At 68.5% G+C, this 13,593-nt stretch carries 9 protein-coding genes and 1 tRNA gene; 7 read left to right on the forward strand and 3 right to left on the reverse strand.

The features are described 5' to 3' along the window. Positions 1-33 precede the first annotated feature (33 nt). The 3 genes from OM977_RS05785 to OM977_RS05795 are packed head-to-tail and all read right to left on the reverse strand — an operon-like array spanning position 34 to position 5,138. Entirely contained in the window at positions 34-2,547 is a 2,514-nt protein-coding gene (locus OM977_RS05785; RefSeq protein ID WP_264356565.1) for a transglutaminase family protein, read from the reverse strand. Further along, positions 2,544-3,980 carry a DUF58 domain-containing protein gene (locus OM977_RS05790; protein WP_264356566.1) on the reverse strand — a complete coding sequence of 479 codons (1,437 nt, stop codon included), beginning with the start codon at positions 3,978-3,980 and terminating at the stop codon, positions 2,544-2,546. The genes OM977_RS05785 and OM977_RS05790 overlap by 4 nt, the downstream gene beginning before the upstream one ends. Positions 3,981-3,992: 12 nt before the next feature. Continuing rightward, the gene (locus tag OM977_RS05795) at positions 3,993-5,138 is read right to left on the reverse strand and encodes an AAA family ATPase (protein ID WP_264357316.1); all 1,146 of its coding nucleotides are present in this window, start codon (positions 5,136-5,138) and stop codon (positions 3,993-3,995) included. A 221-nt stretch (positions 5,139-5,359) separates the two neighbouring features. Here OM977_RS05795 and OM977_RS05800 point away from each other — a divergent pair, with 221 nt between their 5' ends. The 7 genes from OM977_RS05800 (at position 5,360) to glmU (ending at position 13,589) form a co-directional block, all read left to right on the forward strand. After that, positions 5,360-6,247 carry a TatD family hydrolase gene (locus OM977_RS05800; protein WP_264356567.1) on the forward strand — a complete coding sequence of 296 codons (888 nt, stop codon included), beginning with the start codon at positions 5,360-5,362 and terminating at the stop codon, positions 6,245-6,247. A 282-nt stretch (positions 6,248-6,529) separates the two neighbouring features. Next, entirely contained in the window at positions 6,530-7,705 is a 1,176-nt protein-coding gene (locus tag OM977_RS05805; protein WP_264356568.1) for a resuscitation-promoting factor, read from the forward strand. A 239-nt stretch (positions 7,706-7,944) separates the two neighbouring features. Then, the gene (rsmA, locus tag OM977_RS05810; protein ID WP_264357317.1) at positions 7,945-8,784 is read left to right on the forward strand and encodes a 16S rRNA (adenine(1518)-N(6)/adenine(1519)-N(6))-dimethyltransferase RsmA; all 840 of its coding nucleotides are present in this window, start codon (positions 7,945-7,947) and stop codon (positions 8,782-8,784) included. Positions 8,785-8,877: 93 nt separating this feature from the next. After that, a complete protein-coding gene (locus OM977_RS05815; protein ID WP_264356569.1) occupies positions 8,878-9,840 on the forward strand; it encodes a 4-(cytidine 5'-diphospho)-2-C-methyl-D-erythritol kinase in 963 nt (320 codons plus the stop codon). Between the two features lie 63 nt (positions 9,841-9,903). Next, the gene (locus tag OM977_RS05820) at positions 9,904-11,733 is read left to right on the forward strand and encodes an ABC-F family ATP-binding cassette domain-containing protein (RefSeq protein WP_264356570.1); all 1,830 of its coding nucleotides are present in this window, start codon (positions 9,904-9,906) and stop codon (positions 11,731-11,733) included. Positions 11,734-11,829: 96 nt separating this feature from the next. Then, positions 11,830-11,901, forward strand: a tRNA-Gln gene (locus OM977_RS05825). Between the two features lie 212 nt (positions 11,902-12,113). Continuing rightward, positions 12,114-13,589 carry a bifunctional UDP-N-acetylglucosamine diphosphorylase/glucosamine-1-phosphate N-acetyltransferase GlmU gene (gene glmU / locus OM977_RS05830; RefSeq protein ID WP_264356571.1) on the forward strand — a complete coding sequence of 492 codons (1,476 nt, stop codon included), beginning with the start codon at positions 12,114-12,116 and terminating at the stop codon, positions 13,587-13,589. Positions 13,590-13,593 lie beyond the last annotated feature (4 nt).

Genomic DNA, 13,593 nt, shown 5'->3' on the forward strand with positions numbered 1-13,593 from the left:
GCGGACCCCTCAGGGGGCTGGACGGCGAGCTAGCTAGCTCCGGCGCACCCGGCGGAACACGTTGCGGATCCTCACCCAGGAACCCGCAACGCCCCGCCGGGTGCGCTTTGCTGTTTGGGACACGGCCCGGGCGGGAGCGGACATCGACCGGCGCCAGCTGCCCATGACCGAGGGCGGAAGCCAGGCAGCACGGACTCGCACGAGCAGCCGCGCGTTGGTCCGCAGTGCGGACTGGACGGCGGAAATCCGGGCGGCGGCCGACGTCTCGGAGCCGTTCAGACGGTTGCCGCCAGCCCAGCCGCCGGGGCGTCCGTACTGGTGCCGCTCGAAATCGTCGGTGAGGGCCGACACCGCGGCGTGGGCGGCAGCGCCGGGACCATCGGCTCCACCCAGGGCGACGGAACCGCGCAACCGCTCGGAGAAGTGCCGAGGCGTCTCACTGGTCCGGGGTGCAACTCCGTAGTCCGTGGCGAGATCGCGCAGTTCGGCGAAGGCCGGCAATGCAGACCCGCCGCCTGCTCCGCCGCCAGCCTTCAGGCGCCGCCGCCGGACGCCCCGTCGCGCCAGATGGGGGGACGCCACCAGCAAGCCCACCAGCAGCAGGGCTCCGGCGCTGTAGAGTGCCGGCAGCCACTGGGTGCTCGCGTCCGCCGGGGCCTGCGCGCCGGGGAGCGGAACCGGGGGGACCTGGGGCAGCGGGGTGGGGTTTTCCTCGTCGATAGGGAGCAGGCCTTCGTTGTTTTCGTTGGTGCTGGCGCCGCTGGAAGGAGCGTTCTCGGTGGTGTAGGGCGGGACAACCCCACGCGACGGGGTGGGTTCGAACGCCACCCAGCCCACGCCCTGGAAGTAGAGTTCCGGCCACGCATGGGCGTCCCGGGCGTCCACCTCGAATTCCGGCAGCGCGCCCTGGCCCGCAAGGGACACCGTTCCGCCGGTGGGGCGGCCCGGCGCGTAACCGACGGCGATCCGGCTGGGGATCCCCTCCAGCCGGGCCATGACGGCCATGGCGGAGGCGAAGTGGATGCAGTAGCCGCTCTTCAGGGTGAGGAAGTCCGCCAGCACCGAGAGTCCGTTCCCGTCGTAGCCGCCCTGCACCGGGGACTGCAGGGAGTAGGTGAACTCCGGGGAGCGCAGGTACTTCTGGATTGCAACCGCCCTGGCGTAGGCGGTCTCGCTGCCGGCAGTCACCTTTTCGGCCGTCGTGCGCACGATTTCCGGAACGTTGGCCGGAGACTGGAAGAACAGCTCCGGGACTCCCTGGGGCGGGGTTGGGGCCTGCGCCAGCACGTCCGGCGTCAACTGGGGGGCCGTCGAGAGCACAACGTACTGCTGGTCCCTTGAATTAGTGTCCAGTCCCTTGATGCTGAGCGTGGCAGGGTCCCAGGTCCAGCGCCCGGTCAGGCCATTAACCGCCTCGGGGGCATACGGCACGGGAAGGTACGGGCTGGTGAACTGGCCCGTGTTGACGGCCGTGACCACCCGGAGTTCGGTCGCGACTGACTCCAGCCCCGAATCGATCCGGCCGGTGCCCACCCGCCGCGTGTCCTCCCGGTCGTCCGGGGACCAGGACTCACCGTTGAAGCTGTCCACGGTCACGGAGCGGAGGTACGGGGCGGACGGGGAGTTCGTCGCGTAGGTGATGCGGCCCTCGCCGGTCGGGCTCCGCAGGCTGTTGCCCAAACTGATCATCGGATTCAGTCCGGTAGCCGAGCCGAACGGGTTGAGCCGCGAACCCTGGGGGAAGGTGCCCTGGTCAAAGCCGGGGATCACCAGCTGCAGCAGGAGCGTGACGGTCAGGGCCAGGGCTCCGGTGAGTGAAGCCCGCCGGAGCTGCCCGGGATTGCGGGCGGTGTCCGCCCGGGTTCGGGGATCCGGGGCAAACCACTGGCTGCTGGCCAGGATCAGCAGGTATCCGACGGCGGCGCCCGCGAAGCCGAGCACACCGACGCTTTGGGGTTTGACCATGGCCGGGACCACGAGGATGGCCAGGATTCCGAGTCCGCTGGTAGCCGGCAGCGCCAACGGGTACGCCAGGGCATCGATGAGCATCACCAGCAGCCCGAGGACGGCGCAGATCACCAGCACGATCCCGGCGTTGGGTGCCACCGGGGCGCTCTCGGCCAGGACGGTCTCGCTGGCGCGGCGCAGGTACCGGCCCAGCTGGGTCATGGTGGCCCCGGAGGGGATAAAACCGATGGTGCTGTGCGGGCGGAAGAAGGTGAACGTCAGGATCATCACGAGCGAGACCAGGCCGCCCAGACCAACGAAGACGGTGCGCCACCGGAGTGCCCGGAGGCCTGCCATGGTCAGGGCGACTGTGAAGACGGTCGTCACCACGGGGGAGTACCAGGCCCAGCCCCGCAGGACGCCGTTGAGCCCCAGGGCCGCCCCCGCGACGGCAGTGGCGATTGCCAGGGCCATGATCCAGGGATGGGCGCCCACGCGTTGCCGCCGGGGGGCGTCAGCGGGCGCAAGGACGGTGGCCGCGTCTTCGGTCCTGGCCGGACCGGAGTCTGCCGCGGGATGCCGTTGCGGGGTGAGTGTCATGACCCCACCCCCACGCCGGGCGGAACGTCGGCGGTACGGGGAGGAGTAACTGCCTCGTCCTCGTCAAAGGCTGACCAGGCGGCCGCGTGTGCCGTCGAGGCGGAGACGGCAATGGCCCGCCAGCCGCCGAGCCGCAACGTTTCGAGGACTTCGCCGGTTTCCTGCGCCTGCTCCGTGATGACAAGGGCAAAGGCATTGACGCCGAAGCCGGCCGCAGGGGCGAGATCCCGGGCCTCACGCGGCGTCACGGTGCCGAGGATGGCGAGGAGCGGTCCGCGCAGCCGGTGCGCGGCCAGTTTGTCCATGAGCCGGTCATCGAAGGGCCGCGGCGCGGAGTCGGTCCCGGCCGGAGTGCCGCGCCGGGACGGTGCATGCGGGTCTCGGCGAGCGTGCAGGGGCCTGCTGAGGTGAATGGCGGCCAGGCTCTCGGCGACAGACTGCTGACCGGCGGACCCGATGTATTCCTCGGCAACAGGTTCGGGGGCAGACGGGGAATGCAGGAACGCGGGCTCGCCGTCGGTGTCCAGGAAGCGCAGGGCGTAATTGCGCTCGGAGAGGTGGGCGCAGATTGACATGGCGGCCGTCACCGCCCACTCGAAGTCCGCACTGGTGCTGATTTCGTGGCCGTCCGCGTCCGCTACGCCGGAGACATGGCTGTGGGAGTGGGCGGCGCGGGGAAAGGCCGCAAGCCGCTGGTCCAGGATGATGGTGGCCTCCGGGGTGGTCACGGATTCCTCCTGCCGGACCATGAGTTCACCATGCCGTGCGGTGGCGGCCCAGTGCACGCGCCGCATCGGATCGCCGTGGCGGTATTCGCGGGTCATCACGTCGTCGTCGCTGGGGTTGGCGCGGATCCTGGTGGCAGTGACACCGTCGTGCCCGCGGGCCCCGGCCAGGCCCGTCACCGGCAGTTCGACGGCGGCCGGCGTCACGGTGAGGATGTCGCCGTCGTCGATCGCGTGGCGGTGCAGCGACAGACCGAACGGGTCGCTGAATTCGGCCGTGACCGGGCCGATCCGGAACTGGCCCCGTTTCGCGGACCGCAAGTGGTACTCGTAGCGGCTGGTGCCTCCGGTAGCCGAACGCGCCGGAAAACGGAACACGGGTGATTCGCCGAATCTGGCCGGCAGCTTTTCCTCCATGAGGGCCTGACCGGAGCCTGCCCCGGTCCGGGCCACGGCCAGCAGGACTGTCGTGGTGGCAGCGGTTTCCACGGTGGAGGGATGGAACTCACGGTAGACCTGGAACCTTGGTTTGAGGACCCGGGTTCCGGCCAGGGCGAGCAGCGGCAGGACAACCAGGAAGATGGCCAGCGCCAGCAGGTCACGGCGTCCCATCACCTGGGCCGCCAGCAGGAAGGTGCCGCCCGCGCCCAGCAGGCCCCAGCCGCGCGTGCTGAAGATGTGTCTGGGAAACCGGTCCATCAGCGCCACGGCGGAACCACCCTAGCGGCGATGCGGCGGAAGGGAGGGGTCCGCCGCCCTGGCAGGAATGGGGCTCCGGCCGTTGCCGGAAACCGGCGCCCCGCCCACCTCGGGCGTGACCGGGATCTTTGCCAGCACGGCCCGGATAACGCTTTGCGGCGTCTCCCCGGTGCTGGCTGCCTTGCGGTCCAGGATGATCCGGTGCGCCAGGACCGCTTCGGCCACGCTCACGACGTCGTCCGGCAACACGAAGTCCCTACCCGCCAGGGCCGCTGTGGCCTTGGCCGCGCGGAGCAGCTGGAGCATGGACCGGGGACTGGCGCCCAGCCGGAGCATGCCGCTTTCCCGGGTGGCCCGCCCCAGCGACACCGTGTACTCCTTGATCGACTGCGAGACGTAGACCTGCTGCACTGTGGCAATCATGGCCGCCACGTCACCGGCGCTCACCACAGCGGTCACGCGTGTCAACGGTGACGTCGCCTGGTGGGTCTCCAGCATCTCCATTTCGGCTTCCTTGTCCGGGTAGCCCATGGAAATCCGCGCCATGAAACGGTCCCGCTGCGCCTCCGGGAGCGGGTAGGTCCCTTCCATCTCGATGGGGTTCTGGGTGGCCACCACCATGAAGGGCTCATCCAGAATGTAGGACTTGCCGTCCACCGTGACCTGGTGCTCTTCCATGCACTCCAGCAACGCCGACTGTGTCTTGGCGGAGGCGCGGTTGATTTCATCACCGATGACGATGTTGGCGAACACGGCCCCCGGCCGGAACTCGAAAGACCGGGACGCCTGGTTGTAGATGGAGACGCCGGTGACATCGGAGGGCAGCAGGTCCGGCGTGAACTGGATCCGGCTCACCGAACAGTCGATGGTGCGGGCCAGCGTCTTCGCCAACAGGGTCTTGCCGACCCCGGGGACGTCCTCAAGCAGCAGGTGCCCCTGCGCCAGGAGCACGGTCAGCGCCAGCTTCGCCGCTTCCGCCTTGCCGTCGATCACGGTGTTGATGGCCTTCAGGATGCGCTCGCTGGCCGCGTGGAACTGTTCCGCGTCCATGGCCGCGGGCAACCGTGCCGGCCGCCGGGCAACCCCGTTCCCGTCCACAGCAGAGCCGTCTTGGAAGGCATGGTCCTCAGGGAGCACTTCGTGTATGGAGGTGCGGTGGTAGTCCATCGGCAGCCTTTCAGCCCTGGTGCGTAGCCGGGACGGATCGGCACGGATTGCCGGGCTCGTCATCGGTGTTCGCCTGTATTCATAACAGAGTACTAACAGAACTGCCGGGGCTGACAGAGAGTTCCGGGTAAATCTCCAGACACCACCTCCAGGACAACTTAACCCACCGGCGTTAAACGCTGGGTTCGGCTGCTCCGGGGGCTCCCGGTTAAGGTGGACTGATGTGCAATTCCCGAACTCCGGTCTCCTTTCGCGCCCCGGGCAGCGATGGTGCTGACCGGCAAGGATACCCGCCCGCGCCGGAACCCCTTCCGGTCCCGGTGCTGGACAACCACACGCACCTGGACTTCCCCAGCGCCGACGTGACGGTCAGCGTTCAGGACGCCCTGGATGCGGCCGAGGCAGTCGGCGTAAAGGGCGCCGTGCAGGTGGGGTGTGACCTGGAGTCCTCCCGGTTCACGGTCCGCGCCGTTGAGCTGGACGCACGGCTGCTGGGCGCGGTGGCGCTCCATCCCAATGACGCCCCGCTCTATGCTGCGCGGGGGGAGCTGGAGGAGGCGCTGGCCGAGATCGAGGCGCTGGCCTCGCATCCCCGGATCCGGGCGATCGGGGAGACCGGCCTGGACTTCTTCCGCACGGAGGGGGACGGGCTGGCCCACCAGCGCTATTCCTTCCGCCGGCACATCGACATCGCCAAGCGGCTCGGGCTGACGCTGCAGATCCACGACCGGGACGCCCACGACGACGTTGTGCAGGTCCTGCGCGAGGAAGGCGCCCCCGAACGGGTGGTCTTCCACTGCTTTTCCGGTGGCGAACCGCTGGCGCGGGTCTGCAACGACGAGGGCTGGTACATGTCCTTCGCCGGCACCGTGACGTTCAAGAACGCGGTAAACCTGCGCGAAGCCCTGGCGATCGCGGAGCCGTCCAGAATCCTGGTCGAAACCGACGCGCCGTTCCTGACGCCGCACCCGCACCGGGGCCGCCCGAATGCCAGCTACATGGTGCCGTACACCGTGCGGGCCATGGCCGAATTGACTGGAAGCGAGCTCTCGGGGCTGTGCGCCCAAATCACCGAAAATACGGTGCGGGCGTACGGATCGTGGAGCTAAAAAACCATCTCCAAGGGCCCACGCCGACCATACCGGGTATGTACAATTTCTTGGTTGCTTTATAACGCTACGGTTACAGTGGTCAACTATTAGCCGGGGTCGGGGAAGGCCTTCGGATAACTTCACTCCTGCAGGGCGCGCAATGTGGCCATCGATCCACAGGCGCGCTCTCGTTTGTGAGTGTGGCAGTGCACACAGTAACTGCGAACAGCCGGACCCGTTCCGGAGCTGCCCCAAGGGGCGTTCGCGGCAGCTGATCCTGTGCGCTTTCCCCGTGCCCGGATGGTCCAAGAGATACGGGCAATCGTGGTCAAGTTCTTCACCTCGGACGGCAAGTTCAGCTTCGTCAAAGTCGGCACCCACGTAGTAGTGCTCGTGGCACTCGTGCTTGGCCTCGTGGCCTTCGTCGGAAACAACAAGACAGTCACGCTCAACGTCGACGGAAAAGTAAGTTCCGTGCAGACGTTCGGCGGCACCGTCGGCCAGGTCGTCAAGGGCGCCCAGGTTGAACTGCAGCCATCTGACAGGGTTTCGCCTTCGGCGGATTCCCACGTGCAGAACGGATCGGTCATCAACGTCAACCTCGCCAAGGCTGTAAAAGTCAGCCTCGACGGCGCGGAACGGACCATCAGCACCACCTCGCCCACGGTCGAGGGCCTCGTCACGGAGCTCGGCGTCGCCAGCGCCTCGGAAGTCTCCGTCCCGAAAGACGCCCAGCTGGCAGTTTCCGGCTCCTTCGTGACCATCTCGACGCCGAAGACCGTGAACATCGTCGCGGACGGCAAGGCCGCCCAGACCACCACGACCGCAGCCACCGTCTCCCAGCTCCTGGCCGACGCGGGCGTCACCGTCGGCGCCAGCGACCGGACCTCCCAGCCCGGCAACGCTCCTGTCGTCAATGACATGGTCATCAAGGTTTCCCGCATCGACGTCAGCAAGACGGCCGAAGTAACCGAGCCCGTGCCGTTCCAGACCGTCAGCACCGAGAGCGCGGAACTCTTCAAGGGTGAGAAGGACGTGACCCAGGCAGGCGTGGCGGGCACCCTGAACAAGAGCTTCAAGCTGGTCCTCGTGGACGGCCGCGAAGCGTCCCGGACCCTCGTATCCGAGGCGGTCACTGTCCAGCCCGTTCCCGAGAAGGTCACGGTCGGCACCAAGGAAAAGCCCAAGCCCGCCGCGCAGGCCGGAAACTCCGGTGCCGCCGCTCCGGCAATGATGAACGAAGCCATGTGGAACAAGATCGCCCAGTGCGAGTCGACCGGAAACTGGTCGATCAACAACGGCAACGGCTACTACGGCGGCCTGCAGTTCGATATCCGGACCTGGCTCGGCGCCGGTGGCGGCGCGTATGCGCCCAACGCCAGCCTCGCCACCAAGGCCCAGCAGATCGATATTGCCAACCGCGTCTACGCGCAGCGCGGCCTGCAGCCCTGGGGCTGCGGCTGGGCCGCCCGCTAAACGCGCGGCGGACACCCCCTTCTGCTGCTGAAGAACGACGGCGGGAGCGGCGGCTGACCACGGCCATCCCTCCCGCAAAGGCCGGGTCCGGCTCCGGACCCGGCCTTTGTCCTGTCCCCGCGGGATAGGATACCTAGGTGACTGAACCGACCCCCCTCGCGTCTCCCGACGCTCCCGGAAGCGCGCGCGCCAGCGCGGCCGAACCCGCCAAAGCGACCGGAACCACGCCCGCACCCCTGATGGGCGCCTCCGACATCCGCCGGCTGGCCGAGGAAATCGGGGTCCGGCCCACCAAGACGCTGGGCCAGAACTTTGTCATCGACGGCAACACCATCCGCCGGATCGTTGCCGCCGCCGGCATCCACCCCGACGAGACCGTGCTGGAAGTGGGTCCGGGCCTGGGATCACTGACCCTCGGCCTGCTCGACGCCGCGCAGTCGGTCGTCGCCGTCGAAATCGACCCGGTCCTCGCGGCGAAACTTCCCGCGACGGTCCGCCAGTGGCGCCCAGAGGCCGCGGACAGCTTCCACCTTGTCCTCGCCGACGCCATGAGGGTCACGGAGCTTCCCGTGGAACCGACCGCCCTCGTGGCCAACCTTCCCTACAACGTTGCCGTTCCGGTGGTCCTGCACCTGCTGCAGCACTTCCCCAGCCTCCGGCACGGCCTCGTCATGGTCCAGGACGAGGTCGCCGACCGGCTTGCGGCCGGCCCCGGTTCCAAAACGTACGGTGTCCCGTCGGTCAAGGCCGCCTGGTACAGCAGCATGCGCAAGGCCGGCGTGATCGGGATGAACGTCTTCTGGCCGGCCCCCAAGATCCACTCCGGCCTCGTCGCCTTCACCCGCCGGGAGCCACCGGTCACCACCGCAACCCGGGAACAGGTTTTCGCCGTAATCGACGCGGCCTTTGCGCAACGCCGCAAGACCCTGCGCGCGGCGCTGGCAGGCTGGGCCGGGGGCGCGGCCGAGGCGGAACGGTGCCTGCGGGCCGCCGGCGTGGACCCCACCGCCCGCGGCGAAGTCATTGACATTGCGGCGTTTTCCCGGATCGCCGAAGCGCACGCCCGGCCCGAGGCCTGAACACCTCGCCTGAGCCCTCTAGCAGCGTCGCTGCCGGGGTTGCTCCGCGGGCAAGGCTTTGAGCATGGCACCGCCATGCCATAGCGTGGTGCCATGAACGCAGTGAGAGGGCGCTTTGCCGCGAGGACCGTCCGGGTCAAGGCTCCCGGCAAAGTAAACGTCTCACTAGACGTCGGACCCCTGCGGCCGGACGGCTACCACTCCGTCGCCAGCGTCTACCTCGCGGTGTCCCTCTACGAGGAAGTGGCCGCCACCAGCACGGACACCGGCGAAATCACGGTGAGCCTCAGCCCGGCGAGCACGCTGGACCTCGACGCCGCCGACATCCCCCTCGACAAGCGCAATCTGGCCTACAAGGCCGCGGCCATCATGGCCGACGTCTCGGAGCACTCCACCGGGGTGCACCTCGAACTCACGAAACGGGTCCCCGTGGCGGGCGGCATGGGCGGAGGCTCAGCCGACGCCGCCGCCACCCTGCTCGCCTGCGACGCACTGTGGAACAGCGGACTTTCCCGGGACGAGCTGGCGCACCTCGCCGCTGAACTCGGCGCGGACGTCCCGTTTTCCCTGCTCGGCGGCACCGCCGTCGGACTTGGCCTGGGGGATGACCTGTCACCGGCGCTCGTCAAGGCCCAGACGGACTGGGTGCTCGTCACCGCTGACTTCGGCCTGCCCACCCCGGAGGTCTACCGGACCCTGGACCGGCTGCGGACGGCGGAAGGAATCCGCGTCGAGGAACCCAGCTCCGTGGACCCTCGAATCCTCAAGGCGCTGCGCGGGGGAGACGCGGACGCCCTGAGCCGGGTCCTGGTCAATGACCTCCAGCGGGCCTCGATCGAACTGGCGCCGCAGCTCCGCGACACCCTGGGGCTCGGCGAATCGTGTGGCGCCATCGCGGGAATTGTCTCGGGGTCCGGACCCACCGTGGCCTTCCTGGCGCACAGCCCGGGAGCCGCCGCCGGACTGGCCGAGGACCTCCGCCATCACGGCCTCGACGCCATGGCCGTGCACGGGCCGGTGCACGGGGCACGCATCATCTCCGATACGCTCCTTTAGAAGCTTCGGCCGTTTCGCCGGTGCTCTTCAGCTCCACCATTTCATCTAGGAAAGCAGTTCCCAGTGGCACACCTTCTCGGCGGCGAGAACCTCACGGTTTCGTATGCAACCCGTACCGTCCTCGATGGCATCACCCTCGGCCTGGAAGAGGGCGACCGGATCGGCATGGTGGGCCGCAACGGCGACGGCAAGTCGACCCTCATGCGGCTGCTGGCAACGCGCTCCACTCCGGACTCCGGCCGGGTGACCAAGCGCAGCGAGGTCAACATCGGCTACCTGGACCAGAGCGACGTGCTCGACGGAGACCTCACCGTCGGCGCGGCGATCGTCGGGGACCAGGCCGACTATGAATGGGCCCGCAATCCCCAGATCCGCGAAGTCATGGGCGGACTCGTGTCCGACGTCGACTGGCACGCCAACGTGCACGCGCTCTCCGGCGGGCAGAAGCGGCGTGTGGCCCTCGCCAAGCTGCTGATCGAGGACCACGACGTCATCATGCTCGACGAGCCCACCAACCACCTCGACGTCGAAGGCGTCGCGTGGCTGTCCCGGCACCTGAAGACCCGCTGGCGGGCCAACCAGGGCGCCTTCCTGGTGGTCACCCACGACCGCTGGTTCCTCGACGAAGTCTGCACCAAGACTTGGGAAATCCACGACGGCATCATGGACCCGTTCGACGGCGGCTACGCCGCCTATGTGCTGGCCCGCGCCGAACGGGACCGGTCCGCTTCCGTGGTGGAGAGCAAGCGCCAGCAGCTCGTGAAGAAGGAGCTCGCCTGGCTCCGGCGCGGCGCCCCGGCCCGCACCGCCAAGCCCAAGTTCCGGATCGAGGCCGCCAACGCCCTGATCGCCGACGTCCCCGAGCCGCGTGACTCGACGGCCCTGAGCAAGATGGCCACCGCCCGGCTCGGCAAGGACGTCCTGGACCTCGAGAACGTCTCGCTGGACTTCCTCGGCGGCGAGCCCGGGCAGAAACTCTTCGACAACATCACGCTGCGCCTCGCCCCGGGTGAACGGCTGGGCCTCGTGGGCGTCAACGGCGCGGGCAAGACCACGCTGCTGAAGCTCCTCAACGGCGAAATCCAGCCCACCTCCGGGAAGGTCAAGCGCGGCAAGACGGTGGTCACCGCGGTCCTGACCCAGGAGGTCAAGGAGCTCGACGACGTCTCGGACCTGCGCGTGATCGAAGTGATCGAGCGCGAAAAGCGGTCCTTCAACGTCGGCGGCAAGGAATTCACCGCCGGCCAGCTCGTGGAGCAACTCGGCTTCACCAACGAGAAGCAGTGGACCCCGGTCAAGGACCTCTCCGGTGGCGAACGTCGCCGGCTGCAGCTCCTGCGCCTGCTCGTGGGCGAGCCGAACGTGCTGATGCTTGACGAGCCGACCAACGACCTCGACACCGACACCCTCGCCGCTGTCGAGGACGTGCTGGACGGCTGGCCCGGCACGCTCGTCGTCGTCAGCCACGACCGCTACCTGCTGGAGCGCGTCACGGACCACCAGATGGCGCTCCTGGGCGACGGCAAGATCCGGGCCCTGCCGCGCGGCGTGGACCAGTACCTCGAACTGCGCGAAGGGGCCCTCGCCGGCTCCACCATCACCGGTGGCGGCAACCCCGTCACCTCCGCCAGTGCCGACTCCGCGCCCGCGGTGAGCGGCCCGTCCGAGGCCGAAAAGCGCGATGCCCGCAAGGCCAAGAACCGCATTGACCGCCAGCTGGGCAAGCTCAAGCAGCAGGAGGACAAGGTCCACGCCCAGATGACCACCGCTGCAGCCGACCCCTCAGCTGTCGGCCAGCTCGGTGAACTGAACAAGAAACTCAAGGACCTCGCCGGCGAACGCGAAGCCCTCGAACTCGAGTGGCTCGCGGCACTCGAAGTCCTGGGCGAGTAGGGCTCCGGAGGCGTCGCGCTGGCTGAGTCGCACGAGGCTCAACCTTCATGGCAGAATTGGTTCTCGTGCCACCGGGGCTTTGCGCCCCCGGCATGGTCCGCCCTGGTGTAATGGCAGCACCCCGGCCTTTGGAGCCGTGGAGTATAGGTTCGAATCCTATGGGCGGAACTGCCGCGCGTCAGCGGGGCATGGAACAGCCCCTGACGGGTGGGGTCAGGCGCTGGTCCAGTAGGATGAAACTGACGCCGTGACCGGATTCCGGTCCGGACAGGCCGCGCGGATCCGGCAACCGAGGTGCTCCAACAGGGCCTCAGCCGCGGGGCAAGCAGATCCACCGAACAGCGGCGGAAGCTAAGCCACTGAGCAAGGAGAGCCCGTACGTGAGCCCCGAGAATTCCGGCCCAGCCGCCGTGATCGTCCTAGCTGCAGGTGCCGGTACCCGGATGAAATCCCGTACCCCGAAAATCCTCCACGAAATCGGCGGGCGCTCGCTCGTAGGGCACGCGCTCGCCGCCGCCCGCGCCATTCATCCGAGGGAGCTGGCCCTTGTTGTCCGGCACGAACGTGACCTCGTAGCCGCCCATATCGCCGCCCTTGATCCGGGCGCGCTGATCGTCGACCAGGACGAGGTCCCAGGCACCGGGCGTGCCGTGGAGGCCGCCCTCGAGGCGCTCGACGCCGGCGCGTCGCTCAGCGGCACCGTCGTCGTCACCTACGGCGACGTCCCCCTCCTTACCGGTCAGCTTCTGGCCGAACTGGTGGCCGTCCACGAAGCGGACCGCAATGCCGTCACGGTGCTTACCGCCGTGCTGGATGACGCCACCGGCTACGGCCGCATCCTCCGCGCCGCGGACGGAACCGTCACCGGCATCCGGGAACACAAGGACGCCACGGACGCCGAACGCGGCATCCGCGAAGTCAACTCCGGCATTTACGCCTTCGATGCCGCCGTGCTGCGCGGCGCGCTCGCCCACGTCACCACGGACAACGCGCAGGGCGAAAAGTACCTCACCGACGTCCTGGCCCTGGCCCGCGCGGCCGGCGGCCGGGTGGCCGCCGTCGTCACCGAAGACCGTTGGCAGGTCGAAGGCGCCAATGACCGCGTGCAGCTCTCGGCCCTCGGCGCGGAGCACAACCGGCGCACCGTCGAAGCCTGGATGCGCGCCGGAGTCACCGTCGTGGACCCGGCCACCACGTGGATCGACGCCACCGTCACCCTCGACGAGGACGTCCGCCTGCTGCCCAACACCCAGCTGCACGGCGCAACAACGGTGGCGCGGGACGCCGTCGTCGGCCCCGACACCACCCTGACCGACGTCCAGGTGGGCGAGGGTGCGACCGTGATCCGCACGCACGGTTCCGGCTCCATGATCGGCGCCAGGGCAAGCGTCGGACCCTTCACGTACCTGCGGCCCGGCACGGTGCTGGGCGAGACCGGCAAGATCGGCGCCTTCTACGAGACGAAGAACGTCACGATCGGCCGCGGCTCCAAGCTCTCCCACCTCGGCTACGCCGGGGACGCGGAGATCGGCGAGGACACCAACATCGGCTGCGGCAACATCACCGCCAACTACGACGGCGAGAAGAAGCACCGGACCGTCATCGGTTCCGGTGTCCGCACCGGCTCCAACACGGTGTTCGTGGCCCCGGTGCAGGTGGGCGACGGCGCCTACAGCGGTGCCGGTGCCGTGATCCGCCGCGATGTGCCGGCCGGCGCCCTGGCCGTGTCCGTGGCCAAGCAGCGCAACGATGAAGGCTGGGTCCTCGCGAACCGGCCGGGCTCGATCTCCGCAGCGCTGGCCGAGGCCGCCGCCCCAACTTCCTCCACTACTCCGGCATCAACAGAAGAGGGCTAGCAAT

The sequence above is a fragment of the Pseudarthrobacter sp. MM222 genome (genome assembly GCF_947090775.1).
Classification (GTDB): domain Bacteria; phylum Actinomycetota; class Actinomycetes; order Actinomycetales; family Micrococcaceae; genus Arthrobacter.